The organism is Wolbachia endosymbiont of Nasonia vitripennis, assembly GCF_048054115.1.
Classification (GTDB): Bacteria; Pseudomonadota; Alphaproteobacteria; order Rickettsiales; family Anaplasmataceae; genus Wolbachia.
Map to the genome: position 1 here is coordinate 54,462 of NZ_JAFEVF010000002.1, position 25,948 is coordinate 80,409.

25 protein-coding genes, 2 tRNA genes, 2 rRNA genes and 1 pseudogene are annotated in these 25,948 nt (G+C 34.1%); 9 read left to right on the forward strand and 21 right to left on the reverse strand.

Annotated features, from left to right (window positions below):
• Positions 1-3 precede the first annotated feature (3 nt).
• From rplB to carA, 9 genes are all read right to left on the reverse strand, one after another.
• Positions 4-828: a 50S ribosomal protein L2 gene (gene rplB, locus JR053_RS00720; RefSeq protein ID WP_010404684.1), complete on the reverse strand. Its 825-nt coding sequence runs from the start codon at positions 826-828 to the stop codon at positions 4-6.
• Position 829: 1 nt separating this feature from the next.
• Entirely contained in the window at positions 830-1,117 is a 288-nt protein-coding gene (locus tag JR053_RS00725) for a 50S ribosomal protein L23 (RefSeq protein ID WP_010404680.1), read from the reverse strand.
• Positions 1,114-1,728, reverse strand: coding sequence for a 50S ribosomal protein L4 (gene rplD / locus JR053_RS00730; protein WP_006012216.1), 615 nt, complete (start codon positions 1,726-1,728; stop codon positions 1,114-1,116). The genes JR053_RS00725 and rplD overlap by 4 nt, the downstream gene beginning before the upstream one ends.
• 2 nt (positions 1,729-1,730) lie before the next feature.
• A complete protein-coding gene (gene rplC / locus JR053_RS00735; protein WP_029237662.1) occupies positions 1,731-2,453 on the reverse strand; it encodes a 50S ribosomal protein L3 in 723 nt (240 codons plus the stop codon).
• A 9-nt stretch (positions 2,454-2,462) separates the two neighbouring features.
• A complete protein-coding gene (gene rpsJ, locus JR053_RS00740; RefSeq protein WP_012482004.1) occupies positions 2,463-2,783 on the reverse strand; it encodes a 30S ribosomal protein S10 in 321 nt (106 codons plus the stop codon).
• Between the two features lie 14 nt (positions 2,784-2,797).
• Positions 2,798-3,970: an elongation factor Tu gene (tuf, locus tag JR053_RS00745; RefSeq protein WP_010406834.1), complete on the reverse strand. Its 1,173-nt coding sequence runs from the start codon at positions 3,968-3,970 to the stop codon at positions 2,798-2,800.
• Between the two features lie 77 nt (positions 3,971-4,047).
• Positions 4,048-4,118: transfer RNA gene (locus tag JR053_RS00750), tRNA-Gly, on the reverse strand.
• A gap of 4 nt (positions 4,119-4,122) precedes the next feature.
• Positions 4,123-4,204 (reverse strand) — tRNA-Tyr (locus tag JR053_RS00755).
• 109 nt (positions 4,205-4,313) lie between these two features.
• A complete protein-coding gene (gene carA / locus JR053_RS00760; protein ID WP_010407192.1) occupies positions 4,314-5,402 on the reverse strand; it encodes a glutamine-hydrolyzing carbamoyl-phosphate synthase small subunit in 1,089 nt (362 codons plus the stop codon).
• Positions 5,403-5,600: 198 nt separating this feature from the next.
• On the opposite strand from carA, the gene JR053_RS00765 reads away from it, so the two are divergent.
• Together JR053_RS00765 and JR053_RS00770 are read left to right on the forward strand one after the other, a co-directional pair.
• A complete protein-coding gene (locus JR053_RS00765) occupies positions 5,601-6,317 on the forward strand; it encodes an SDR family NAD(P)-dependent oxidoreductase (protein ID WP_010407189.1) in 717 nt (238 codons plus the stop codon).
• Between the two features lie 132 nt (positions 6,318-6,449).
• Positions 6,450-6,917: a hypothetical protein gene (locus tag JR053_RS00770; RefSeq protein WP_010407187.1), complete on the forward strand. Its 468-nt coding sequence runs from the start codon at positions 6,450-6,452 to the stop codon at positions 6,915-6,917.
• A 774-nt stretch (positions 6,918-7,691) separates the two neighbouring features.
• Here the strand turns inward: JR053_RS00770 and fsa are convergent.
• Complete coding sequence (fsa, locus tag JR053_RS00775) at positions 7,692-8,336, reverse strand: fructose-6-phosphate aldolase (protein WP_007302527.1); 645 nt, start codon at positions 8,334-8,336, stop codon at positions 7,692-7,694.
• A 409-nt stretch (positions 8,337-8,745) separates the two neighbouring features.
• Between fsa and JR053_RS00780 the strand changes: the two genes are divergently transcribed.
• Positions 8,746-10,920, forward strand: a complete 2,175-nt coding sequence (locus tag JR053_RS00780) for a hypothetical protein (protein ID WP_416603238.1) — start codon at positions 8,746-8,748, stop codon at positions 10,918-10,920.
• 361 nt (positions 10,921-11,281) lie between these two features.
• On the opposite strand, the gene JR053_RS00785 is transcribed toward JR053_RS00780, so the two are convergent.
• From JR053_RS00785 to pstC, 3 genes are all read right to left on the reverse strand, one after another.
• Positions 11,282-11,623 carry a F0F1 ATP synthase subunit delta/epsilon gene (locus JR053_RS00785; RefSeq protein ID WP_010404622.1) on the reverse strand — a complete coding sequence of 114 codons (342 nt, stop codon included), beginning with the start codon at positions 11,621-11,623 and terminating at the stop codon, positions 11,282-11,284.
• A gap of 5 nt (positions 11,624-11,628) precedes the next feature.
• A complete protein-coding gene (atpD, locus tag JR053_RS00790) occupies positions 11,629-13,065 on the reverse strand; it encodes a F0F1 ATP synthase subunit beta (RefSeq protein WP_029237661.1) in 1,437 nt (478 codons plus the stop codon).
• Positions 13,066-13,159: 94 nt separating this feature from the next.
• The gene (pstC, locus tag JR053_RS00795) at positions 13,160-14,248 is read right to left on the reverse strand and encodes a phosphate ABC transporter permease subunit PstC (RefSeq protein ID WP_010404615.1); all 1,089 of its coding nucleotides are present in this window, start codon (positions 14,246-14,248) and stop codon (positions 13,160-13,162) included.
• A 107-nt stretch (positions 14,249-14,355) separates the two neighbouring features.
• Between pstC and rpmH the strand changes: the two genes are divergently transcribed.
• The 3 genes from rpmH (at position 14,356) to JR053_RS00810 (ending at position 15,134) form a co-directional block, all read left to right on the forward strand.
• The gene (rpmH, locus tag JR053_RS00800) at positions 14,356-14,490 is read left to right on the forward strand and encodes a 50S ribosomal protein L34 (protein ID WP_010404613.1); all 135 of its coding nucleotides are present in this window, start codon (positions 14,356-14,358) and stop codon (positions 14,488-14,490) included.
• Positions 14,474-14,851, forward strand: coding sequence for a ribonuclease P protein component (rnpA, locus tag JR053_RS00805; protein WP_080589533.1), 378 nt, complete (start codon positions 14,474-14,476; stop codon positions 14,849-14,851). Before rpmH ends, rnpA begins: the two co-directional genes overlap by 17 nt.
• Positions 14,852-14,924: 73 nt before the next feature.
• Positions 14,925-15,134 carry a hypothetical protein gene (locus tag JR053_RS00810; protein WP_264374615.1) on the forward strand — a complete coding sequence of 70 codons (210 nt, stop codon included), beginning with the start codon at positions 14,925-14,927 and terminating at the stop codon, positions 15,132-15,134.
• A 32-nt stretch (positions 15,135-15,166) separates the two neighbouring features.
• Here the strand turns inward: JR053_RS00810 and JR053_RS00815 are convergent.
• The 3 genes and pseudogenes from JR053_RS00815 to JR053_RS00825 all read right to left on the reverse strand — a co-directional run.
• Positions 15,167-15,977 (reverse strand): annotated as a pseudogene (locus tag JR053_RS00815) (IS66 family transposase); the annotation flags it as partial.
• Between the two features lie 191 nt (positions 15,978-16,168).
• Positions 16,169-16,275 (reverse strand): 5S ribosomal RNA (rrf, locus tag JR053_RS00820).
• A 67-nt stretch (positions 16,276-16,342) separates the two neighbouring features.
• Positions 16,343-19,107 (reverse strand): 23S ribosomal RNA (locus JR053_RS00825).
• 331 nt (positions 19,108-19,438) lie between these two features.
• On the opposite strand from JR053_RS00825, the gene JR053_RS00830 reads away from it, so the two are divergent.
• Genes JR053_RS00830 through ruvX form a run of 3 tightly spaced genes read left to right on the forward strand, consistent with a single transcriptional unit; the run spans position 19,439 to position 22,867 of the window.
• On the forward strand, positions 19,439-20,509 hold the full coding sequence (locus JR053_RS00830; protein ID WP_010404595.1) for a class I SAM-dependent DNA methyltransferase: 1,071 nt from the start codon (positions 19,439-19,441) through the stop codon (positions 20,507-20,509).
• 48 nt (positions 20,510-20,557) lie between these two features.
• Positions 20,558-22,342, forward strand: a complete 1,785-nt coding sequence (locus tag JR053_RS00835; protein WP_010404591.1) for a ribonucleoside-diphosphate reductase subunit alpha — start codon at positions 20,558-20,560, stop codon at positions 22,340-22,342.
• A 57-nt stretch (positions 22,343-22,399) separates the two neighbouring features.
• A complete protein-coding gene (gene ruvX / locus JR053_RS00840; RefSeq protein WP_010404588.1) occupies positions 22,400-22,867 on the forward strand; it encodes a Holliday junction resolvase RuvX in 468 nt (155 codons plus the stop codon).
• Between the two features lie 25 nt (positions 22,868-22,892).
• Here the strand turns inward: ruvX and ruvC are convergent, their stop codons facing one another.
• The 5 genes from ruvC to JR053_RS00865 all read right to left on the reverse strand — a co-directional run.
• Complete coding sequence (ruvC, locus tag JR053_RS00845; protein WP_010404586.1) at positions 22,893-23,381, reverse strand: crossover junction endodeoxyribonuclease RuvC; 489 nt, start codon at positions 23,379-23,381, stop codon at positions 22,893-22,895.
• Complete coding sequence (locus JR053_RS00850) at positions 23,382-24,209, reverse strand: cytochrome c oxidase subunit 3 (protein WP_029237660.1); 828 nt, start codon at positions 24,207-24,209, stop codon at positions 23,382-23,384.
• Between the two features lie 47 nt (positions 24,210-24,256).
• Complete coding sequence (locus JR053_RS00855) at positions 24,257-24,916, reverse strand: TenA family protein (protein ID WP_139686591.1); 660 nt, start codon at positions 24,914-24,916, stop codon at positions 24,257-24,259.
• A 15-nt stretch (positions 24,917-24,931) separates the two neighbouring features.
• Positions 24,932-25,633 carry a TenA family protein gene (locus JR053_RS00860; protein WP_416603244.1) on the reverse strand — a complete coding sequence of 234 codons (702 nt, stop codon included), beginning with the start codon at positions 25,631-25,633 and terminating at the stop codon, positions 24,932-24,934.
• A gap of 93 nt (positions 25,634-25,726) precedes the next feature.
• A partial coding sequence (locus JR053_RS00865; RefSeq protein WP_416603246.1) for a methionine adenosyltransferase domain-containing protein occupies positions 25,727-25,948 on the reverse strand: 222 nt, incomplete at its 5' end.

Sequence of the window (25,948 nt, forward strand, 5' to 3'; positions counted from 1 at the left end):
AAATTAACCTTTCAATTTTTTTATATACTTATCACTAGATTTATTTTTTTTCCTAGTTTTGTTTCCTTTTGTTGCAACACCCCAAGGAGTAACAGGATGACGACCGCCAGAAGTTTTTCCCTCTCCACCTCCATGAGGATGGTCAACCGGATTCATTGCAACTCCACGTACAGCAGGTCTAATCCCAAGCCACCTACTTCTCCCAGCTTTACCCAACTTTCTATTCTTATGGTCAGGGTTAGATACTACACCAATAGTAGCCTTGCAAGAAGATAAAATCAACCTAATTTGACCAGACCTGAGTCGTAATAAAACATATTGGCCATCACGACCAACGATTTGCGCATAACAACCAGCAGCCCTAGCAATCGCAGCACCATTACCTGGCTTCAGCTCAACATTATGAACGAAAGAACCAACAGGTATATGCTTGAGTAGTAAACAATTCCCTGGCAAAATATCAGCATCATCTCCAGCTGTCACAACATCACCAGGCTTCATACCTTGAGGAGCTAATATATAAGATTTAATATCATCTTCCTTATATGATATTAATGCTAAAAACCCACTTCTATTTGGATCATACTCTATTTTCTCAACTATACCTTGATCACTTCTGTTACGTTTAAAATCTATAACTCTATACTTCTTCTTGTGACCACCACCCCTGTGACGAGTTGTAATTCTACCATGATTATTTCTTCCACCACTGGATTTCTTACCAAATACAAGAGACTTCTCCGGCTTATCTTTTGATAAACCAATTTTACTTATTAATATAGTCCCACGAGAAGACGGAGTAACAGGATTAAAAAATTTCATACCCATATTAAACGCTCATTATATCTAATTTTTGACCATCTATCAAAGAAAAATAAACCTTTTTTCTCTGTTTTTTACAACCAACCACACCCCTGAAACGTCTATATTTAGGTTTAACTCTAATAACATTTATAGAAGAAATTCTGACATTAAATAAAGACTCTATTGCCGATTTTATTTGACGCTTATTTACATTTACAAAAACATACAAAGAGTATTTATTAAACTTCTCTCTTAAAAGAGAAGCCTTTTCTGTGATTACAGGAGATTTTATTATATTATTATATTTAATCATAACAATCTACCTTCAAGATGCTTTAAAGTGTCTTTTGTTAACATCACGCATTCATGATTCAATATATCAAAAACATTTAACCCAATAGGTTTGATTAAATCTACATAATGCAAATTTTTAGCAGCACGTAACAAATCATCTCCATAATCACCAACTATTAAAAAAGAAGAAAATTTAAAATTTTTAATATATTCACACATTTTAGATGTTTTCTTCACATCAACATTTAAACTATCAAGAACAATAACTTGATTATTTAAATATTTTAGAGATAAAGCAATTTTCAAACCAAATTTACGTACTTTTTTATTAAGAGAATAAGCATGACTCCTCACAACAGGACCAAAAATAATTCCACCACCTCTAAACTGAGGAGATCGCAAGCTCCCCTGTCTCGCCCTACCGGTACGTTTTTGACCATACGGCTTAGCTGTTGTACCAGAAACATCACTGATACCCTTTGTTTTATGAGCACCAACTCTTCTCTTTGCTAATTGCCATCTCACTATATCATGCAAAATACTCAATTTTTGCTTGGCAGAAAATATCAAGGGATTAAGCTCAACACTACCTACATTATTATTAGATAGATCAACTAATTCACATTCCATAACTAACTCACCAAATTATTAGCATCATCACTCATATTCAACAGCAGACCTGCTGGAAAAGGAACATCTTTATGTAAAGGCTTTTTAACCGCATCTCTCACAAAAACATAAGAGTTTTTAAACCCAGGAACATTATTACCCTTTACAGCAATTATGCTATTTTCATAATCAATGGATAATATTTTCATATTCTGTACAGTTACTCTGCTATTACCTAAATGACCAGCCATTTTCTTCCCCTTGAATACTCTACCAGGATCTTGACATTGACCAGTAGAACCTTGTGATCTATGAGCAATAGAAACGCCATGAGATGCCCTAAGCCCACTGAAGTTATGCCGCTTCATCACACCAGCAAACCCTTTACCTAAAGAATAACCCGTAATGTCAAGATATTGACCAACTACAAAATGATTAACCCCCACCTTTTTACCACATTCTATTCCGAATAGATCAGTTAATCTACTTTCGTATAATTTACATTTACTATTTATACCCTTTTTCTTTAAATATTCCAACTGAGGTTTTGCTATTTTTTTTAAATCTCCTGTGCCTAAAATGACTGAATTGTAGCCACATTTATCTTGTCCTTTTATATCGATAATATAAGTTTCGCTGAGATGCAATAAGGTTACAGCCATGCGACTATTATCAAAATACATAGCAGTATGGCCAACATTCGTCATTAACAAACCAATCCTCCTAAGCGAATTTATTCTCTTCATTTCCTTTTCCTAAATATTAACTTCCTTAACCTTTAAATCCACTTCTACACCAGCAGAAAAAGATAAATCTGCAAGCATCTTCATCATAGTAGAAGTAGGATTATGTACAATAATTAACCGCTTAGAAATTCTCATTTCAAATTGCTCACGAGATTTTTTATCAACATGAGGAGACCTATTAACAGTAAATTTAGAATCTTTTCTTGGCAACGCAATCGGACCAGATAAATCTGCATTAAACTGCTTTAATTGATCAATAAACTCGCGAATACACTTTTCCAACAAAGAACAATCGAAAGCTTTGATTCTAATATATATATCTTGCTTCATCTTAGTTATTATACTCATTCTAAAATTTCCGAAACAACGCCAGAACCAACAGTTCTACCACCTTCTCTTATCGCAAAACGTAATCCTTTATCCATTGCTATTGGTACTTGCAACTCCACTTCTATACTTACATTGTCCCCTGGCATTACCATCTCCTTTCCATCTAGCAATTTTATGCTCCCAGTTACATCCGTTGTCCTTAAATAAAACTGTGGCTGATAATTTCCAAAAAATGGTGTATGCCTTCCTCCTTCTTCTTTCTTCAATATATACACCTCCGCATTAAATTTCTTATGCGGGGTTATTGTCCCTGGTTTTGCCAATACTTGCCCTCTCTCCACTTCTTCTCTCTTTGTTCCTCTTAGTAGTATTCCTACATTGAGTCCTGCACTTCCCTTATCTAGCAACTTCTTAAACATCTCAACACCAGTACATATCGTCTTTTGCGTCGCTTTCAGACCTATTATCTCTATCTCATCCCCTGCCTTTATCTCCCCCTTCTCTATTCTTCCTGTTACTACCGTCCCTCGGCCCGATATTGAAAATACATCTTCTATTGGCAACAAAAACGGCAAATCTACAGGCCTTGGAGGTACTGCCACATACTCATCTAACTTCTCCATCAATTTATCTATTGATTTCTTTCCATACTCACTACTATCATCCTCTAATGCTTTTAACGCAGACCCAACTATCACAGGCACTTCATCACCTGGAAATCCATACTTACTCAGCAACTCTCTCACTTCCATTTCTACCAAATCTATCATATCAGCATCAGCAACATCAGCTTTATTTATATATACCACGATATATCCAACACCCACCTGTTTTGCCAGCAATATATGCTCTCTCGTTTGTGGCATCGGCCCATCAACCCCTGACACTACCAATATCGCTGCATCCATCTGTGCTGCACCTACTATCATATTCTTTACATAATCAGCATGTCCAGGGCAATCAACGTGTGCATAGTGTCTCTTTTCTGTTTGATATTCAACATGCGCTGTTGCTATTGTTATACCTCTCTTTCTTTCTTCTGGCGCTTTATCTATTTGATCATATGCTACAAAATTACCATAATGCTTTGTTATCGCCGCTGTTAACGTTGTCTTCCCATGATCCACATGTCCTATCGTTCCCACGTTTACATGCGGCTTTCCAAATGCTTCTACTATCGCTGTCATAATCTTAACTCTTCTACCTAAAATACAAATACATCAATAAATAATATGTTGATTTTATATAAATACAACAAAAAAAGAGCGGATAGTGGGAATCGAACCCACGTCACTAGCTTGGAAGGCTAGAGCTCTACCATTGAGCTATACCCGCACAATGGAGGAGGTAGGATTCGAACCTACGTACGCAATGCGGACAGATTTACAGTCTGTTACCTTTAACCACTCGGTCACTCCTCCACAAAAATCTGTTAAGAGAACACTACCTTAACTTAAGTTTTATTATTCCTAATATTAAACATCCAAATCCAAAAGATCAAGTAATAAAAGCTAATCTAACTGAAATCAGTTAGATTTTACTTTTATATAACAAAATATTGTCAATAAAACGCCCAAATAAATAATGTGAATCATGTGTACCTGGCGCTTCTTCTGGATGGTATTGAGTAGAAAAGACTGGGTAATCCTTCATCATTATCCCCTCTACACTATTATCAAATAGAGAAATATGAGTAACTTCAACGTTACTTGGAAGAGAAGCTGAATCAACAACAAAACCATGATTTTGGCTAGTTATCTCAACTTTTTTACTCTCCAGATCATAAACTGGATGATTACTCCCTCGATGACCAATATCCATCTTGACAGTCTTTGCTCCCAAAGTAACTGCAAGTAATTGATGGCCCAGGCATATGCCAAAAACTGGTATTTTAGATTTCACAATAATTTCTATTTCTGAAATTACACTCTCTCCTATCTCTTGTGGATCACCAGGGCCATTTGAAAGCACTATACCATCTGGATTCATGCTTAATATTTTGTGAGCAAAACCTGTATCTGGTTTGACTAATTCAACCGTACAATCAAGTTCTACTAAGCGTGAGATTATACTATTTTTTATACCGAAATCAACAATTACAATCCTATATTTTGCATTAAGAGCGCTTTGAAAGTTATTACTTAAACTGACTTTCTTAGTTATTTCTATTCCATTTACAGATTTGTATTTCTTCAATTCATCTAATATATGTGCCTCACTTGACGGACATATCATTCCATTTTGAGATCCATGTTTTCTCAAATATCTCGTCAAAGCTCTAGTATCAATTCCCGATATCCCAACTACATTATTTTTCTCCAACCAATCATTTAAACTAATATATGAAGAAGAGTGAGACATAGGAGAAAGTTCACGCATAACCACACCACTTGCAAAAACTTTTTCTCCTTCATTATCTTTGTGATTTATTCCAACATTACCAATATGAGGAAAAGTGAACGCTATTATTTGATCAGCAAAAGAAGGATCGGTTATAGTATGCTGATAACCTGTCATACCAGTGGTAAAACAAACTTCACCTATACATTTGCCTCTTTTACCTACCGATTTTCCCAAAAAGCACTTGCCATCTTGTAAAACTAAAGCTGCATCCTGCATTTAATTCTCTCAACTCATTTAAAATATTATATAAGATAAATTACAAGTAAGCAAATACTAAACTTCCCTTTAAGTTTATATAAAATTCAAAATTATAAGTAGCTTTCTTTTTTTATTATTTAGCAAAATTATAGCAAACTTAACTTGTGTGAATAGGCAATAGTCATTACATTCATACTTCACGTTATGTAAATTCACATGGATAGAAAAACTTGTCTCATTACAGGAGCATCATCTGGCATTGGAGAAAGTCTAGCACGGTTGCTCATTAAAGATGGATGGTTTGTGGTTGGCATTGCAAGGCGCACTGAAAAACTGGAAAAATTAAAAGAAGAATTAGGTAGTAATTTTTTACCTATAACATGTGATGTAAGCAAAAGTGAAAATATTAAAAACTCGTCTGATTTTTTAAAAAAGCAAAATATTATACCAAATCTCTTTTTTCTTAATGCAGGATGTGGCGAAATAGAAGATAAGTTTCATACCAACATTCATAGAAAAACATTTGAAACCAATTATTTTGGCGTTATCAACTGGATTGAAGAATGGATTCATCATAATTCCTTGGCAACTTTTGCGGTTATATCTTCTCTTGTTGCTATGCATGCAACACCACATGCTTCTGCATACTGTGCCAGCAAAGCAGCACTAAAAAGTTGTTTTCAATCACTAAAAATCCAACATGCTAACAGTAGCACAAAGTTTATCACCATAATGCCAGGGCCAGTAAAAACAGATATGTTTAAGTCTAATAAACCACTTCCCTTCATATGGGAGCCAGAAAAAGCTGCAGCATATATTTTAAAAAGTATATTTAAAGGAAAGAAAGTTATAGCGTTTCCAATTTTCTGGCGGTTATTTTTTCATATTTTACAAATTCTTCCCACTAAAATGACTGCAAGAATCTTACGATAATCACCAAATCTACCATCTTGTAAAGCTAAAGCTCTTCAAAACTCAATCGCAAGCTTCTCCACACAAAAACATCTTGACTATCGCATGTTTCATATTATATGAATAAACTGTTAATGAAAGTGGAGGGTTGCAATGCCTAATAATACAGATCAGTCTAAAAAAATAAATGAGAAATGGTTATTTATAGGAGGTGCTTCACTGTTTCTTGTAATAATGCTACCATCAATTTTTCTCTTAGCAAAAATAGCTATGATGTTTGTTATAATCTCAACTACAGCAATAGCAATAAAAATTGCCTCAAAAGCAATATCAAACGTTTTAGAGGATAAAGAGAATCAATCAACACAAAATAAAATTATAAACCTAGCTATTGGAGCAGTGTCCATACTTGCAGGTGGGATATCATTACTTATTACAGCAAAAGTTGGTTTCATCGCAATATGTTCAACTATAGCTATTTTAGCTCTGTATGAATATATTAAAGATGAAAAAATAGGTAAGGATATAAATGATAAATTCGATGAAATAGCTAATAATACAACTGAGTTTTGCGTCAACAGCATTGAAAAACTTATTCCATCACAAAGTTGTGAAGTGTAATCTTTTGTTTATAAATTTTTAGATGCATGGCTAACGTATAAACACTGAAATCAGCACTTCCTTTCTTGTTATCCTAGTAATGGCTTCCATCATCAAAAATGTTGTATTACTTTTATACTCGCAAATCTAACTGGATTCCAATGCTGGAATGACATTACCTTGAATGGAAATCGGTGCGTGATGTACATCTGTATATAGATTAAATATGTCATTCAGTTTGTTATCATTCTAGTACTGCCATTCTATAGGTAACAGCTGTACCTGGAGCTCCTCTCTTGTCATTCCAGCACTGGAATCCAGAAAACTTAATTTCAAACCAGTACTTTCCCTCTTTTCATCCCAATTTCCAAAATGTTACTCCAGTACTGAAATCCAGCTTTTTTATAACTATCGAAAACACTGTATTACTTTACAAATTTAACTAGATATAATTACTGGCATGGCACGTTCGTAAAATTACGATAAAAAATTACTTGACAAACTCTAATAGTTTTGTTACCATGCACAGTGAAGGTGTTCTAGAGCTCGGAATCTATCTTCGTCTGCAGACTTTTCAATTCAATTAATCTATAATCTTCAGTTAAAATATATTTTAGCTATACTTCGGTCGTAGCTGTATACATTTTTCTCAATCTTTTTTATTAGTGGAGGACTATCATGTTTAAAACACTGAATTACGCATATCATTGACCTACATGTCTTTAAAGGACAGATGGTACCTATGTCCTTTTTATATAAATTATTGTGTTTTTATGTCTTTTTTAGCAATGTCATTTATTGTTTTACGCCCCAGTCTTTTTCAAATATTGCGAGCCCTTGATCAGTAAGTGGATGATTAATTAACTGTCTAAGTATTTTTGCTGGCACAGTAATTGAATGAGCACCGAGCCGTGCAGCTTCTATTACATGTGCTGGACTTCTTACTGATGCAACAAGAACTTTTGTCTTAAAATTATAATTAGAATATATAGTGCATATATCTTCTATTAGCGATAAGCCATCATAGCTTATATCATCAAGGCGACCAACAAAGGGAGAAATAAAACAAGCACCGGCCTTAGCGGCAAACAGTGCTTGTCCAGGAGAAAAACATAATGTGATATTAGCAGGTATTTTATGTTCTGTCCACAACTTTTTACAAGAAATTAATCCTTCATGTGTAAGGGGTAACTTTACTACGATATTACTAGCGATTTTCGCTAACTTAAGGCCTTCCTTAACCATATCTTCATGGCTATCTGCAACAACTTCAACACTAACAGGTCCTTTTATAATAGAACATATTTCGCTTACTAAATCTTCGTACTTATCTTTATGTCCAGATTTTGCTATTAAAGAAGGATTAGTTGTTATACCATCAATGAACTCTTTTAGCTCCTTAATTTCATTCAAATCAACACTATCAAGAAAAATTTCCATATTATTGTCCTATTAAAAACCTATTTTTACAAAATATTGTCATCTTTGAAAAGTATTAAATAAAATCGGATTTTTAACTCAACTCAATTTTCAGTCCGTTAGGAAAGAAAATATTGCACTGAGACACAGTATAGCGCTTTCCTTAATTGGTTGCATTTTATTAACAAAATTAGCATAACCAATTTCTGAAGTTTACTAGCTTTACGTTCAATAGAAATTCTTGCATAGCCTAAAACTTAGTGCTACTATTAGTATAGTAACACAAATAGGTAGTGAGGAACAATAAACAAGATGACTAAGTTCGAGTTTAACGCTCGCAATTAAATTCAACTAAAAAGGTTAATATAAAAGGAGTTAATCACTCCTAAAGTAAATATATTATCAGAACAATAGTAATAAGGGGTATACTATGTCAACAAATTTCCCGACATTGAAAAACATATTAGCAGAGCTGAAAAGAAAAAATAGCATTACTGTTTTAGAAGAACATTGTCAGGAAAAATGGGAGGTTTATGACTTGCTCATGGATTTAACAAATGATGAAAATTTTAAGCAAGCATATATAGATCTATCTTTCAACAAGAGCTTTAAAAAAAACTTTATAGAATTAGCAAATCAGGCAAAAAAAGCTGTAAGTAAGTATTTTAGAGACAAAGACATAGACCTTCGAGCTTTTTATGTAGAAACTAACAATTCTGATAAAGTGTTAAACATTAATCTTATTAATTACAATAGAAGTGAGCCAATAAGAATTAGTGATATCTTACAGCAAGAAAGGGATATTAGCACATTGAATATCTATTGCGATAAAAAGCATGACATATACGCTTACCGAAAAGGTAAGGAAAGACATTATGAATTTAAAGAGGGTGCATATTATGAAATGACAAGCACTTGGCCTGTGCAGGACAAGGATGGGAAAACTTTTACCTGTACTATGGTTATGAATGTAAGTAATTCTGGTATAACTAAAGTACTACAGTTTAATGGTAAAGATTTTGAATCGCCACCTGAGGAGTTTTTGGAATTAATAAGACAAAATGAAGAATTATATATTCAAGGTCTCTCTCTACATGACGCTGTAAAAGCATTATTGAAAAAGAACAAAAATGCTAACATTGCACCGGCTGTTAGTAATCTGCAAAATAACGAACATATCGTAATCAATCAAGACGAAAAGATGAAAGATCTTGAAAATGATGCTAAAAGCAATCCTATTCTTTCTTTCACTAGCAACAATGTATCAGAGGTTAATCCACAGCAGATTGCAACTCAGGCAATTGCAACTCAAACAGAAGTTAATTCACAACAACTAGATCAAAAGCTTACAAAAGCTGAGCAAGAAATTAGAGAATTAAATGAACTGAGGAACAATTTACATCATAGGCTCGAAGAGGCCAAGCAAGAATTTGAAAAGCATAATAGTGATTTACAGAATGAACTTGGAGAAGAAAAGCAAAAAAATGCAAAATTGCAAGCTGAACTGACACAAAAAAATGAAAAGCTAGCAAATATGTCAACAGAGCTGCAAGAAAGAGCGCAAGAACTTGAAGGTGCATATGAAGAAAAGAAAGACCTGAAGAAAAAGCTGGAAGTTGCTAATGCAGAAAAAGAAGAGTTGACAAGTGAGGTAAGAAAATTGCAAGAGGAATTAGACCAGCTGTTAAGTAATTGCATAATAAAGCAAAAAAAATCAGAACAGGAACTCATGGAGGCTAAACAAGAAATTGAAGAATTAGAGAAGTGCAATAGTGATTTACAGAATAAACTTGAAGAAGAAAAGCAAAAAAACGTAAAATTGCAAATTGGACTAACACAAAAAGATGAGAAGCTAGAAAATATATCAACAGAGCTGCAAGAGAAAATACAAGAACTTGAAAGTGCACATGAAGGAAAGAAAGATCTAGAGAAAAAGTTAACAATTGCTAATGCAAAAAATGAAAAACTGGAAGATAAATTGAAACAGTTTAAAAAAGCGGAAGAGGAAGCAGAAGATATATTAAATGAAAATTGGAAAGATATACAGAATTTAAAATTTACAATTCTACGCTTAGATGATAAGTACAACACAAATCTGGAATCTTATAAACAAGAGGTAGATCAGCTAAAGCAGGAATATGAAGAGTTAAAGAACAAGGTAGAGCTTAAAGATGAGCAAATTAAGAAGTATAAGCAACAGTTGTCGCAGAAGAGAGAAGAAACAAAAGAGAATCAATTACTGACAAAGATTAAAGAATTGGAAGAATGTAATGAGCACTTGACAGAAATAATTGGAAATAAAGCTCTGGAAATTGAAAGAATAACTGGAGAAAGAAAAGAGCTAAACGGTACAGTGCAATACTTAAATAGCCAAGTAGAACTGTTAAGTCCAGTAATTGATCAAGTACTTGTTAATAAAAAGGAAGTTTTTGATAATAATTCAAAAATGTTTTACCAGCTTACAGAGAAAATTGATGATTCAGAAAAAAAATCTAGGTCTTTAAGCCTTGATAGCGCATTTCATAGCGATCACTGTAATTCACTTCTAGACTTAATCAGCAGTCCCTCAAAGGTGTGTAGCCAAAGTCAGCGTGGAAATGTTTAAAGATGCACATGAGACCAGCGGCTTCTTTATTCAAGTAGCCCCTCTTGTCATCCGAGTAGTGTAACACATAGCTGTACGAACATTGCAATACGGCACATAATAAACAATGTCATGCCAGTGCGTGACACTGGGATCTAGTTTTTGGACATTGTTTTTGACATATGTCCTTAAGAACTATTGTTTACTGCATAATTTGCAAATACTTTTTATATCTGGATCCCAGTGTCACGCACTGGGATGACAAGAAGGAAGATACTGGAATGACATCTTCCCTGAACCATAATGTTCGTACAGTTGTGTGTCAGCTACTTGAAGTGGGAATGACAAGAGTAAACTCATTTCTTGAACACAAAAAGAGCCCCTAAAGAGATTTGACATCAAGATAACTTAAATATATACCAACTCTCTTATTTTTTAATGATTCCTCATCATGAGTCAAATGATCAAAAACCTGAATTTGATTCGTTATAATGCTACAATTATTATTTGCAACCTCTAATATACCATTATCAATTACAACTTTTTCCTTTGTCTGGTTACTCATTTGAACAGTAATTATACCAGGCAATAAATAAATTAAGTAAGGAGAATGGTAAGCTAAAATCACTAGCTCTCCTTCAAGCCCATTCACTGAAAGCGAAACCACTTCATCGAATGAAATTCGATTATCAGGAGAAAAAAATTGCACCTTAAAAGTGTTCATAATCTTTAATGTCCGGCTCCAACTTCAGCTTTTATTGATTCAGCCTTTTCTATTGCTTCACTTATACTTCCCACCATATAAAAAGCAGCTTCTGGCAGGTGATCATATTTACCTTCAATAATTCCTTTAAAACTAGAAATAGTATCAGAAAGTGAAACAAATTTGCCAGACATGCCAGTAAATACCTCCGCAACATGAAAAGGTTGAGAAAGAAACTTCTGAATTTTACGAGCTCTATCAACAATAATTTTATCTTCATCAGATAGTTCATCCATACCAAGTATTGCGATAATATCTTGCAGCGACTTATAAGTTTGCAATATACGTTTCACTTCAGAAGCCACATTATAATGCTCTTCACCAATGATTTCAGCAGATAAAGACTGAGAAGTTGAGTCAAGTGGATCAACAGCAGGATATATACCCATTTCAGCTATCTGCCTTGACAACACTGTGGTTGCATCAAGATGAGAGAATGTCGTTGCTGGAGCTGGATCGGTCAAATCGTCTGCAGGAACATATATAGCCTGTACAGAAGTAATAGAACCAGCAGTAGTTGAGGCTATTCTCTCTTGCATAGCGCCCATATCAGTCGCAAGAGTTGGCTGATAACCAACAGCCGACGGTATTCTTCCAAGCAAAGCAGAAATTTCAGAGCCAGCTTGAGTAAAACGGAAGATATTATCTACAAAAAATAGAACATCTTGATTTTCATGATCACGAAAATACTCCGCCATAGTTAGTGCTGTTAAAGCAACCCTAGCCCTTGCTCCAGGAGGTTCATTCATTTGACCATAAACCAAAACGGCTTGAGATTTTTCGTGCTCATTTATATCTATTACATTCGAAGTAATCATCTCGTTATAAAGATCATTACCTTCACGCGTTCTCTCTCCTACTCCAGCAAACACAGAAAATCCTTTATGAGCTTTTGCTATGTTGTTAATCAGCTCCATTATCAGAACTGTTTTACCAACACCAGCTCCACCAAATAAGCCAATTTTTCCTCCTTTAAGATAAGGAGCAAGAAGATCTATAACCTTTATTCCTGTAACTAAAACCTCTTCCTGTATCTTCTGCTCGGTAAAACTTGGAGGTGATCTATGTATAGGTTCTAAATTATACTTTCCTTTTAAAGGACCACACTCATCTATAAGCTCTCCTACAACATTAAAAATCCTTCCTAAAGTTGAGCGCCCAACCGGAACTGATATTGGTGCACCTGTATCAACAAACTCATCACCTCTTGACATACCATCTGTGCTATCCATAGCAATGCAACGAACTATATTGTCACCTATATGTTGTGAAACCTCTAAAACTAGCTCCTTGCCCTTACATTTTAGTTTGCTTTTCAAAGCATTAAATATCTTAGGTAACTCGCCTTCAAATTTTAGATCAACAACTGCTTGAGTTATCTTAACCGTTCTACCTATATTCATCTCTTTCATCACCTAACACTATAATTCTATAAAAGAACTTCTAAAAAATAAATCTTATATTATTAACAGAAATTTTGCAATATTAAAACACTTACTAGTTACGTTTCATTATAAATAGTGCAAATGCATTCAATAGCCAAGTAATAACAAACAGCACCAAACTAAGCGCATAAGCAGCAAGAGTTTGCACACTATTGAAATCCTGATCTCCGGTAAGTAATGTAGCAATTTGTACAGTGATAGTAGTAACTGAATTGAGAGGATTAAAGGTCAAATTTGCATTGATTCCCACAGCCATTAGTACAATCATTGTTTCACCTATCACCCTTGAAATTGATAATAAAACTGCACTTAAAATTGTAGGCATTGCATAAGGTATTGTTATATGCCATATAGTTTCCGCTGGTGTTGCGCCAAGCGCCATAAAACCATAACGTAAACTTTTTGGAACAGATCTTATAGCATCTTCAAGCAAAGAAATAATAAAAGGAAGAATCATTATTCCAGTCGATAAACCAGCAATCAAAGCACTTTCTGAGTGTATACTTAGATTAAAAAAATTCGCTACCTGCTTTATAAAAAAAGACAAAAATACAACTGAGAAGTATCCATATACAACAGTAGGAATAGCAGACAAAACCTGTAAGGCTGTATTAATAACATAACGCACTTTTTCACTCGCATACTCACTAATATATATTGCAGAAAATAAACCAAGCGGCACCGCAACTAACATTGCTACAATAGTTATAAGTAATGTCCCCACTAAAAGTGGCGCTATACCAAAACACCCCACCTCTCCTTCACCAATAATAGCTACATTATGCTTCCATTTTAAGCAAAATAAGAATTCTGAAATAGCTACTTTATTAAAAAAAGAAATGGACTGAACAAAAATAGATAGCATTATAAATAAAGTGATAAAAAGTGATATTGCTAAAGCCATAAATAACAAAAATTTTACCATCTTATTTCTTTTACCTTTAAAGATAAAAATCAGCATAAAAAAAAGTAACGCTATAGAAATAGAAGTTATAAAATAACCATCATAGAATGCTAACAAACAAGGTAGCATCCACATACAACTCAAATATATATAAGACTTAACTTTACTTACTGCTTGAAACTTACTCAAACAAAATAAAAGGATTAGTAAAACAGGTACGCCTATAATTAAATTCATTTTTCCATATATCAAATTTTATTCAACAAGAATGCCATAGAAGTTGACCATTATTTGACAATAGAGAAAAATAATTTAAAATAAATAGTTATATTAATATAAAAACAATGAAAAGAACATTTCAACCAAAAAATTTAAAAAAAAAGCACAAACATGGATTTCGTTCACGTATGTCAACAAAAGCTGGAAGAAAAATTCTTAATAAGCGTCGCTCATTAGGGTGTAATAAATTATGCGCATAGTAAGCATAAAAAAAAAGAGTTTTCCTTTGCTTTTAAAAACAGATTAGCACCTGACAGTCTTTTTTATCGAGGGGTATATATATCACTATATGCTATAAAAGAAAGAGAACCTGAAAAGTATATTCATGTTATTAGAGTAGGTCTGGCTATCAGTAAAAAAGTCGGAAAAGCAGCAAAAAGAAATAAAATAAAAAGGCAATTACGAATGCTAGCTAAAGTTAGCATTTCTAATATAAGTAATGTAGGATACTATTACATAATACTAACCCATAAAAACATTATGCAAGCAGGCTATAAAAATTTACAAAAAGACCTCAATATTTGCTTAAAGAAAGATAAAATAAGAAGAAATTTTCACTAAAGTATTTACAGATATATTTTTTATGATAAGATAAGTAAACTTTTTAAAATAAATTAATAGATGTGGGTGCTTGATGGTAGAGAGTATAAGAAAAGAAGATAAAAAGCTCGATACAAATAATGCTGAAGAGAGTTTTTATGAATATAGAAAGTCTAGCTATCGTACACAATGGGGAATGGCATTTGAACAAAGCCAATACTTAGAACAAAATAAGGATAATCCTAGAGGGAAGTTGCTAAATTTAAATATAGAAGCAACTTATTACAATAAGAGAATAGTTTGATAAAAGTAAAAGTACCCGTTCAAGGGAGTGGTTCAAGAAACGATAGGCAGGGGATTGTATAGTTCTCTTTGTTTCCATGTTAAGTATAATGAAATTATCCTTTCAAATTCCTAGCTCTGATTACGTAAAATATGAGCTTTTACAGTAAATGATATAATGCCTAATTTGCTGTTCAGCGCGATAGTGGAATACTTTCTGGTTTACTTAAAAAATTTCACATCATTCTTTCAGATTTTAAAATATTTTTCGCAACTTGAAAAGCTCCAGTTGCTTCAGATAGGTAGCTTCAAGTAATACCTTATACGTTTTGCAACTTTCTTACACTTCTGTTTCATTTTTTAATAAAGCTTTTTTTAGCATAAATAATTCAGTGGATGCGTTTTTTAAGTAACAGCCCAGAATTTTAACTTCAATAGTCCAGCTATGTTTCAAAGTACCTGTCAGCGACTATTACGATTGCAACATACACTGTCTTTTAAATCTTCTTTCCCTTTAAAACTTGCAGTATTGCTTCAGCACTAACCAAGTTTACCTTTATTATAACACGTTGATGCGCAAAACCTCACTTTTCTTATTCGATTTGCTCATACACCTTTTTGCATTTTGAGGGAATTCTATATTCACTATTTGATACGCTTTCAATTCACATTAAAAACATCACTTATAATTTTCACGTTTTGAATTTTTATAAAATCCACTGAGTGCTACAATTATCACCTAACTATTGGACCAAATGTATCTGCTTTTTGGTAGTTTGCTACTTCTTCTTTCTCCTCATCTCCAACAACTTAATTAATATTCAATTATATAAAGTTTGATTTTCGGAAGATCAATTGTTTGATGATTTGTTAAATGTTGCTATCTCTCCTCCTCATTTGCAAATAGGTGACAAATTCTACTTTTAAATTTTCTACTTTTATTTTAAAGTTTTCGCAAAATTCTAAAAGATCAGTTATATTACCTCACAGCTACTCTATGTTTACCTTGTTTCATCGCTCTACTGAACAGATATAAATAAAAAGAAATTTTTATAAACTTGGCAACGACCTACTTTCCCTTTTTAAGTATCATCGGCGCTAAAAAGTTTCACTTCCGAGTTCGAAATGAGATCGGGTGGTTCATTTTTGCTATAGTCACCAAGTCAATAAAAATTTCTGACTTAACAAATTTCAATTTAATATTTAACACTGCATATACACATATAGAAAGGAAATAAATCAATCAGGCTATTAGTACTAGTTAGCTTCACATGTTACCATGCTTCCACACCTAGCCTATCAACGTGGTAGTCTTCCACGGCCTTAATTGGGAAATCTTTTTGAAGAGGGTTTCTTGCTTATATGCTTTCAGCAATTATCCCATCTATACATAGCTACCCAGCGATGCTATTGGCATAACAGCTGGTACACCAGAGGTATATCCATCTCGGTCCTCTCGTACTAGAGTCAGATCTTCTCAAATTTCCTTCACCCACGGCAGATAGAAACCGAACTGTCTCACGACGTTCTAAACCCAACTCACGTAACACTTTAATCGGCGAACAGCCGAACCCTTGGGACCTTCTCCAGCCCCAGGATGTGATGAGTCGACATCGAGGTGCCAAACGGTGTCGTCGATATGAACTCTCGAACACCATCAGCCTGTTATCCCCGGCGTACCTTTTATCCGTTGAGCGATGACCCTTCCATACAGAATCACCGGATCACTATGACCGACTTTCGTCTCTGCTTGGCTTGTCAGCCTCGCAGTCAGGCAAGCTTATGCCATTGTACTATCAAGCTGATTTCCGACCAGCTCTAGCTTACCTTCGCACGCCTCCGTTACTTTTTAGGAGGCGACCGCCCCAGTCAAACTACCCACCATACAATGTCCTAGTTCCAGATAATGAAACATAGTTAGATATCAAAAGTGTAAAGGGTGGTATCTCAAGGTTGACTCCATTATAGCTAGCGCCATAACTTCAAAGTCTCCCACCTATCCTGCACATCACACTTTTAATAGCAATGTAAAGCTATAGTAAAGGTGCACGGGGTCTCTTCGTCTAACCGCGGGTACCCCGCATCTGCACGGGGAATTCAATTTCGCTGAAGTGATGTTGGAGACAGTGGAGAAATCGTTACGCCATTCGTGCGGGTCGGAACTTACCCGACAAGGAATTTCGCTACCTTAGGACCGTCAGTGTTACGGCCGCCGTTTACTGGGGCTTCAATTCAGAGCTTGCACCCCTCCTATTAACCTTCCAGCACCGGGCAGGCGTCAGACCCTATACTTCCACTTACGTGTTTGCAGAGTCCTGTGTTTTTAGTAAACAGTCGCTACTCCCTATTTTGTGCCACCTACTCATAGTTGCCTAAAAGCAGGTTACCCTTCTTCCGAAGTTACAGGTATAATTTGCCGAGTTCCTTCAACATCATTCTTTCAACACCTTAGTATACTCTACTCATCCACCAGTGTCGGTTTACGGTACGGCCTCATAAATATAAGTGCTATTTCCTGGAGCTTCTTTTAAGCATAGATCAATCCAATAAGACCTATACAAATACAAAACCCGTCACACTTAAGAGGTTTAGGAATATTAACCTAATTGCCATCGACTACTCCTTTACGGACTCGCCTTAGGAACCGACTAACCCTACGCAGATTAACTTAACGTAGGAACCCTTAGATTTTTGGTGAGAGTGTTTTTCACACTCTTTTACGCTACTTATGTCAGCATTCTCACTTCCGATATCTCCAGCAGTTTTCACAAACCGCCTTCACAGACTTACGGAACGCTCCGCTACCGCGCCTATTAATCGAAATTAATAAGCACCCACATCTTCGGTATACAGCTTTAGCCCCGGTACATTTTCGGTGCAGAAAAACTTATTTAGACAAGTGAGCTGTTACGCTTTCTTTAAAGGATGGCTGCTTCCAAGCCAACCTCCTAGCTGTAATGGTTTTTCCACTTCCTTCCCCACTTAGCTGTAATTTTGGGACCTTAGATAGTGATCTGGGCTGTTTCCCTTTCCACCACGGACTTAGCACCCGTAGTGTGTCTGCTGTATAATTAATTGTTGGTATTCGGAGTTTGGTTAGATTTGGTAAGATGATGAATCCCCCTAGTCTATCCAGTGCTCTACCCCCAACAACATACATACAACGCTCTACCTAAATAGATTTCGCGGAGAACCAGCTATTTCCAAGTTTGATTGGCCTTTCACCCCTAATCACAACTCATCCAATAATGTTGCAACATTAACTGGTTCGATCCTTCAGTATGTTTTACCATACCTTCAATCTGGTCATGACTAGATCACTTGGTTTCGGGCCTAATCCATAAAACTAAACGCCCTATTCAGACTTGCTTTCGCTACGCCTACACCTACCGGCTTAAGCTTGCTTCATAGATTAACTCGCTGACCCATTATGCAAAAGGTACGCTGTCACTCTAAATATCAATAAATTGATATAGAGCTCCAACTGTTTGTAAGCACTTGATTTCAGATTCTATTTCACTCCCCTCCCGGGGTTCTTTTCACCTTTCCCTCACGGTACTTGTTCACTATCGGTCGTTAAGGAGTATTTAGGCTTGGAGGATGGTCCCCCCATATTCAAACAGGATTTCACGTGCCCCGCTCTACTCAAGGATTTAAAAACTTTCTATTTATACAGGACTATCACCTCCTATGGTTACCATTTCCAGAGTATTCTAATTCTTATTTTTAAATCACTAGCCTTTTCCGCTTTCGCTCGTCACTACTAACAGAATCTCGGTTGATTTCTTTTCCTTTGGCTACTTAGATATTTCAGTTCACCAAGTTTGCTTTATATACTTAGTATATAATAACTAGCTAAGCTAGTTGGGTTTCCCCATTCGGAAATCTGCGGATCAAAATTTGTTGACAATTTCCCACAGCTTATCGCAGCCTGCCACGTCCTTCATCGCCTCTTAACGCCAAGGCATCCATCAAGTGCTCTTAATAATTTATTTATCTGACTATATGTAGAATATGCAGAGTTAAATATTAACTTACAATTGAATTGAGATTAAATAATCTCTACCATAAAACTTTTCAAACATCTAAAAACTAATCTTTTATATGTTACAATCTGATAAATCATATGTCAACGCCTTTTTACACAAAACATTTACCTATTATTATCAACAACAATATACCAGCAATCTTAAACAGTACAATCTGAGAAATATTCGACAAATTGATATGTACAGAAAAATTAATGAAAAAGATATTTTGTAAGATAAAATGTGTTAAAATTAGTTACCTAAAAATGAAAATGAACATTTGGAGTATTTCTAATGTATGAAAAGTAATCTATCTTTTATAAAAAACTTTGCTTTAAATTGTATATCTAAGCTCACTGGCTTATTAAATATTAAAAAAGTAAAAAATTTCATTATGGATAAATACAATACTCTCCATAAAGAAATTGTAGTGTTTCTTGAAAAATCTAAAAACCTGTTAAATACCAACATTGAAATCGGGTTATATCACTTCTATAAAGGTAATATATCAGATGCAAAGTTAAGATTTTGGTTAATTAGCATATTCTACCCCAATTTACCTCTAGTCTGTTATAATATTGGAAGATGTCATTTTGCAGTAGGAAATACTAATAAAGCTTATAATTATTTAACAAAGACACTAAAATTAGATAATAGTCACAAAGAAGCTTCTTACTACTTAAAAAAAATAACAAACACATCAGATATCGTAGAATTGCCTGAAAATCTCATAAAACAATATTTTGATTACACAGGTGAATATTTTGTTGAGCATTGGCTAATTGCCAAACAATACAGAGGGCATGAACTAGTACACATGATAATTACAAAAGTCTTTAACAACTCCACTTCTAAACTGAATATACTCGACCTTGGTTGCGGTACTGGAATATGTGGTCACTTCCTAAAAATAAGTAATATTAGAAGTCGCATAACAGGAGTTGACATCTCAAATAGAATGCTCAATATTGCAAGAGGATGCCTTATAAAAGGTAAACCTGTTTACGATGAGTTAATACATACAGAAATGAAAGAGTTTCTTAAACAAGAGAAGAACCAGCAGTATGATGTAATTATCTTTGCTGAAGTGCTACACTATCTACATGATTTTCTAGCAGAATTGGAACTAGCAAAAGGATTGACAAACAAAAAAGGGGTTATTGTATGTTTAGTAAGAAGAAAGGAAGGTAAAGGTATTGACTTTGTAAACAAAGGAGATTATTTTCGTCATTCAGAAGATTATATTCAGCATGTTGCAAAAGAAACAAATATGCAAATAAGTCAAATGAGTTACTGTAAAATATATGGCAGTCAGGTTGATGGTATCTTATTTGCATTACAACATCCACAAACAAATTCAACAACTTAATCGAGAAATCGCTCAAATAAATTTCTATATTATCATAAAAGGAGCCTTATGAATTACATTACTATTAATTACGCAAAAGATAGTAAATTAACCGATTTTGGAAAAGCAGTTCTATTGGATAGGTATTTAATAGAAAATGAAAGTTATCAAGATCTCTTTATACGTATTGCTAATTACTATTCTGATGATAGAAAACATGCACAACGTCTTTATGATTACATGAGCAACTTGTGGTTCATGCCTTCAACACCAATACTTAGTAACGGCGGTACCAAAAGAGGATTGCCTATTTCCTGCTTTCTTAATGAAACTGAAGATAGCTTGAAGGGAATAGTTGATCTATGGAATGAAAATGTTTGGCTCGCTGCACGTGGTGGTGGAATAGGTAGTTATTGGGGAAATTTACGTTCAATTGGTGAAAGTGTCAAAGGTAGCGGTAAAACATCAGGAATTGTGCCATTTATCGTAGTACAAAACGCTCTGACGCTTGCAATCAGCCAAGGATCCTTAAGAAGAGGAAGCTCAGCAGTTTATCTTCCTGTATGGCATCCAGAAATAGAAGAGTTTCTAGATTTACGTAAGCCAACTGGTGGTGACCCAAATCGCAAAGCATTAAATATACATCATGCTGTAATAGTAACAGATAAGTTTATGCAAGCTGTTGAAGATGATCAAGAATGGGATTTAATAAGCCCTCATAACAATAAAGTTATTTCAACAGTAAAAGCACGGGATATATGGATTAAAATATTAACAGCAAGAATTGAAACTGGAGAACCTTATATTATCTTTCTTAATGCAACAAATAACAATAAACCAGAACCTTACAAAAAGCTCAATTTAGATATCAAAATGTCAAACCTATGCAGTGAAATAACTTTAACTACAGGTTACGATCACCTGAACAAGTCGCGCACTGCTGTATGTTGTTTATCATCCGTAAATCTTGAATACTACGAAGAATGGAAAGATAATGAGCTTTTCATAGAAGATATAATGCGTTTTCTTGATAATGTATTAGAGGATTTCATAAACCAAGCACCAAATGAAATACAGCGAGCAAAATATTCCGCAATAAGAGAGCGTAGTATCGGTCTTGGCGTGATGGGTTTTCATTCATTTTTACAAAGTAAAATGGTTCCTTTTGAATCAGTAACAGCCCAACAATGGAATAAAAAAGTATTTAAGCATTTGCGCGAGCAAGCAGATGTAGTTTCTAAAAAATTAGCAGAAGAAAAAGGGCCATGTCTTGACGCTAAAGAAATCGATCTAATGGAAAGGTTTACACATAAGCTCGCTATTGCTCCAACTGCCTCAATTTCGATTATCGCAGGCAACACTTCTCCTGGAATAGAGCCGTATGCAGCAAACGTATTTATACAGAAGACACTTACAGGTTCATTTGTAGTACGAAATAAATTCTTGCAAAAACTACTAGCAGAAAAAAATCAAGACAATGATGAAACATGGTCCTCAATTTCAACAAATGAGGGTTCTGTTCAGCATTTAGATTTTCTTAGCAAGCATGAAAAACTGACATTTAAAACAGCATACGAACTTGATCAACAATGGATCATAGAACATGCAAGTGATAGAACTCCTTATATTTGTCAATCTCAATCAGTAAATCTGTTCTTACCTGCCAATGTGCATAAACGTTACTTACACAAAATACATATGCTTGCTTGGAAAAAAGGATTAAAAAGCTTGTATTATTGCAGATCACAATCAATGCAGAGAGCTGACAAGGTCTCACATGACATATTCAAAAAAAGTGAAATATTGCAACAAAAAACAGATATTAATTATGATGAATGTCTATCATGCCAGTAGACTGTACATAACTTACTGTCACAAAAATACAATTGTACAAAAGTTATGTTTTCATAGATGCTACATAGAAATCCAGATGAATTTCTAAAGTCTATTCCAAGAGATAAACGTATAATGTGCCTTGATATGGGAGAAAAACAAATAGGCATAGCATTTAGTGATAAAACACAGCTTATAGCTACAGCTCATAGTATATATTATAGAAGAAATATGAGCAAAGATTTAGGTTATCTAAATAGAGTGCTTAAAGAAAATGAAGCTGGATCAATGGTAATAGGACTACCATTCACAATAGATGAACAAGAGACCGAATGGTGCAAAGTAATAATCCAGTTTGCAAATAAAATAATAAAAAAATGCAAAGTACACATATACCTACAAGACGAAAGTCTATCAACATCTCTTGCAACTCACGCACTAAAAATTACTGGAATATCAATCACAAAATCAAAAAAAATAGATGATAAAATTGCTGCATGTATTATTCTACAACAAACATTAGATAAGATAAACGCCATCAAATAGTTTTTTAAACTGAATTCATGTAAAACTACTCAATAAAACAAAAATTTCTCGTATAAGCATGACAAATTGCTGTAGCAAGAGCATCAGCAGTATGGTGACATTTTATATTTGAGCTTTTAACTATTTGCTTGACCATAAATATAATCTGACCCTTATCAGCATGACCATTTCCAGTAATGCTCTTTTTTATATAGTTTGCATCATATTCATTCATGGGTAAATCCGTCATTCGTAATATTAAAATTGCAATTGCTCTTGCATATCCTAAAGTTAGCGAAGATTTTGGATTCTTATTAATAAAAATTTTTTCCACAGCAGCTTCATTTGGAGAGTATAGGAAAATTACTTTCTTTAATTGTTCAAAAATTATATGTAGACGTTCACCTACACCCAATTTACCATCAGTTGATATGGTACCGCCACCCAAAAATTTAATATTATTCTTTTCTTCCAGTCTAATAATGGCCCAACCAGTCTTACTCATCCCTGGATCTAGGCCTATTATTTTAATCACTTAATAAAGGCTTAACCAATAAATAAACAGAAATAAAAATATCCAGACTAGATCGACAAAGTGCCAATACCAAGAAGCAAACTCAAAGCATAAGTGATCTTGAGGTGTAAATTGATCTTTTCGAGCTCTAAATAAACATACTGACAAAAATATTATACCTATTATAACATGCACACAATGAAAACCAGTAATCATGTAAAAGTTGGATGTATAGATAAGTTTCTCTCCCGCTTCTTGTAGAGAAAAACTTGCTTCATAATACTCAATTGCTTGCACTATTATAAAGAACATCCCAAGCAATATAGTTATAGACAGCATTTTAATCATGCTTTTTTTATCATTTTCAAGTAAAAAATGATGTGCTGAAGTAATTGTTGTACCAGAAAGCAATAATATTAGTGTATTCATAAATGGTAACGACCACGGATCCGGTGGTAAAATCCCTTCAGGGGGCCATTCAACTTTTTTTGTAGGAGAAAACGCTTCAAATAAAAAAACCGGATCAAGCCAGGCTTTAAAGAATGAACAAAAGAACGCTATAAAAAACACAACTTCCGAGAGGATAAATAAGTACATTGCAAGCTTGAGTCCATGTTTTACAATGGCAGTATGGCATTTATCATAAATTGCTTCTCTTATTACATCTCTCCACCAATAAAACAGTACACCTGATACTGCAGAGATTCCTAAAACTAAACCAAATATTCCAGAAGTTTGTTTATGAAATACACCAACTAACCCAAGTGCAAGAACAAGAATTGCTACTGATATAGCAATTGGCCAGGGACTTGGGTCTACTAAATGAAAATCATGTCCTTTACTTTTCATATCATCTTCAAAAATACGTACCAAGCATACAAATTAGCTTAAAATTGTCAATATTTCTTAAAATCTCGATCAAATTCTGAAAAATTATATGCGCTATTCCAAAAATCTAACTCAAATTGTGCGCTTATCCTAAATAACTCAAGCATTCTACTTCTTTCTTTTTCTCCTACTTTTTGGCAATACTCATCAACAATATGTTCTAAAGTAGTGCACCCATACTCCATTAAACTACCACTATAAAAATCAAACCAATCCTTATACCTGTTATTTTCCTTGAACCCACTTTTCATACTATCAGTAACAGTTTTGTATATAAACATGCAAGAATATAAAACTGTTACAGTTTCATAGATATCACTATATGAGACAGATAAAAGAAAATTGGTAAAATTAAAACATACAGGAGATTTTTTTCCGCGTCTCACACCGTATATAGTAAAGTAGTGATCACACAAGAACTTATTAACAGCTATTGACCCTTGCGCTACTTTGGCAAGTGGAATTACATTACTACAATCTTCTATTCTGGACGCAATAATCAATATGGTACGAATGTAATCGTCTAAAAACAACGTGTCTTGCTGGATATAGAATTTAAAGTTCTCTATATTTAAAGTACCTTCCATCAACTCAACATTAAAAGGATGATTAGTTAAATCTCTTAAAAGATTTGATCCATAGCAATTCTTAATTATATTACTAAACATGCAAAACACTCAAAATCAAGGTTCTGACACGAGTAACTCTATATTAGATTCTAAGTCGCGACCTGCATTATAATATATCTCATTCCAAAATTCCATTTCAAGCTGCATCCCACTACGAAAGAATTCTAACATATTCCTTTGCTCATTATCATTGGATTTTTTATATAGACTGTTCATAATGTTAGTTACATCATCAATCATGGTATTTGCTGCATCAGAGTTAAAAAAATCTATCCATTTTTGATATTTGTTATCAGCAACAGTTTTACCTTTCGCAATATGACGTACAACTATTTGATATATACAAAAGCACGGGTAAGAAGCTGCTAAACCTTCAGCAACAGAATTGTGATGTGCAACACGTACAAAGAAGTTAGTAAAAGCTGAGCAAGACTTCGACTTTTTGTGGCTATCAGACAAATCGCAATCTGCAAAATGTTCTCTATAGTAATCTCGTGTGGCAAAAGTACCCACAGCTACACAAACTAGTTTATTCATTATTTCAACGTCATTAAATTTAGCTGCAATAATCAATAAAGCACGAGTGCAGTCTACTACATACAAAAAATCCTGCTGAAGATAAAATTTGAACTTTTCATAATCTAGCGTATTATTCATCAACTCAACATTGAAAGGATGTCCTTTTATTTTTTCAATAAGATCGGATGATTCTCTTATAGCAATATCGTAAAACTCTTCTTTCGGTTTGTTAGACATTGTATAAACCTCATAAATATAAAAGCTGCTAGAATTAGTATAAAAAGCTACTTACACTAATAATAAGTTATTATATCAGTATCGAGCTATAAATCAAAACTTTAAAGCAGCTTTACTTTTATCTTCTATATTAAATTCTCTACAAAAATCTGTAGATAGTTCCACACCTTCCCAAGAAAATCCACCATCATTTTCTAGCTTTTTACCGAAATGTCCATAGCAGGCTGTACGTTTATATATAGGACGATTAAGTGATAAATGTCTGATTATGTGTAATAGTTTAGACTTGATCTGACAAGCAAACAAAGTAAGATA

What these genes read in the sequence shown, in the direction of transcription:
- rplB (WP_010404684.1), bottom strand. Translation starts at nt 828, where the DNA reads ATGGGTATGAAATTTTTTAATCCTGTTACTCCGTCTTCTCGTGGGACT.
- JR053_RS00860 (WP_416603244.1), bottom strand. Translation starts at nt 25,633, where the DNA reads ATGTCTAACAAACCGAAAGAAGAGTTTTACGATATTGCTATAAGAGAA.
- JR053_RS00835 (WP_010404591.1), top strand. Translation starts at nt 20,558, where the DNA reads ATGAATTACATTACTATTAATTACGCAAAAGATAGTAAATTAACCGAT.
- rpsJ (WP_012482004.1), bottom strand. Translation starts at nt 2,783, where the DNA reads ATGAAGCAAGATATATATATTAGAATCAAAGCTTTCGATTGTTCTTTG.
- JR053_RS00765 (WP_010407189.1), top strand. Translation starts at nt 5,601, where the DNA reads ATGGATAGAAAAACTTGTCTCATTACAGGAGCATCATCTGGCATTGGA.
- rpmH (WP_010404613.1), top strand. Translation starts at nt 14,356, where the DNA reads ATGAAAAGAACATTTCAACCAAAAAATTTAAAAAAAAAGCACAAACAT.
- fsa (WP_007302527.1), bottom strand. Translation starts at nt 8,336, where the DNA reads ATGGAAATTTTTCTTGATAGTGTTGATTTGAATGAAATTAAGGAGCTA.
- JR053_RS00830 (WP_010404595.1), top strand. Translation starts at nt 19,439, where the DNA reads ATGAAAAGTAATCTATCTTTTATAAAAAACTTTGCTTTAAATTGTATA.
- ruvX (WP_010404588.1), top strand. Translation starts at nt 22,400, where the DNA reads ATGCTACATAGAAATCCAGATGAATTTCTAAAGTCTATTCCAAGAGAT.
- atpD (WP_029237661.1), bottom strand. Translation starts at nt 13,065, where the DNA reads ATGAATATAGGTAGAACGGTTAAGATAACTCAAGCAGTTGTTGATCTA.
- pstC (WP_010404615.1), bottom strand. Translation starts at nt 14,248, where the DNA reads ATGAATTTAATTATAGGCGTACCTGTTTTACTAATCCTTTTATTTTGT.
- rplD (WP_006012216.1), bottom strand. Translation starts at nt 1,728, where the DNA reads ATGGAATGTGAATTAGTTGATCTATCTAATAATAATGTAGGTAGTGTT.
- JR053_RS00810 (WP_264374615.1), top strand. Translation starts at nt 14,925, where the DNA reads ATGGTAGAGAGTATAAGAAAAGAAGATAAAAAGCTCGATACAAATAAT.
- carA (WP_010407192.1), bottom strand. Translation starts at nt 5,402, where the DNA reads ATGCAGGATGCAGCTTTAGTTTTACAAGATGGCAAGTGCTTTTTGGGA.
- JR053_RS00770 (WP_010407187.1), top strand. Translation starts at nt 6,450, where the DNA reads ATGCCTAATAATACAGATCAGTCTAAAAAAATAAATGAGAAATGGTTA.
- JR053_RS00855 (WP_139686591.1), bottom strand. Translation starts at nt 24,916, where the DNA reads ATGTTTAGTAATATAATTAAGAATTGCTATGGATCAAATCTTTTAAGA.
- tuf (WP_010406834.1), bottom strand. Translation starts at nt 3,970, where the DNA reads ATGACAGCGATAGTAGAAGCATTTGGAAAGCCGCATGTAAACGTGGGA.
- JR053_RS00785 (WP_010404622.1), bottom strand. Translation starts at nt 11,623, where the DNA reads ATGAACACTTTTAAGGTGCAATTTTTTTCTCCTGATAATCGAATTTCA.
- JR053_RS00725 (WP_010404680.1), bottom strand. Translation starts at nt 1,117, where the DNA reads ATGATTAAATATAATAATATAATAAAATCTCCTGTAATCACAGAAAAG.
- JR053_RS00780 (WP_416603238.1), top strand. Translation starts at nt 8,746, where the DNA reads ATGTCAACAAATTTCCCGACATTGAAAAACATATTAGCAGAGCTGAAA.
- rplC (WP_029237662.1), bottom strand. Translation starts at nt 2,453, where the DNA reads ATGAAGAGAATAAATTCGCTTAGGAGGATTGGTTTGTTAATGACGAAT.
- JR053_RS00850 (WP_029237660.1), bottom strand. Translation starts at nt 24,209, where the DNA reads ATGAAAAGTAAAGGACATGATTTTCATTTAGTAGACCCAAGTCCCTGG.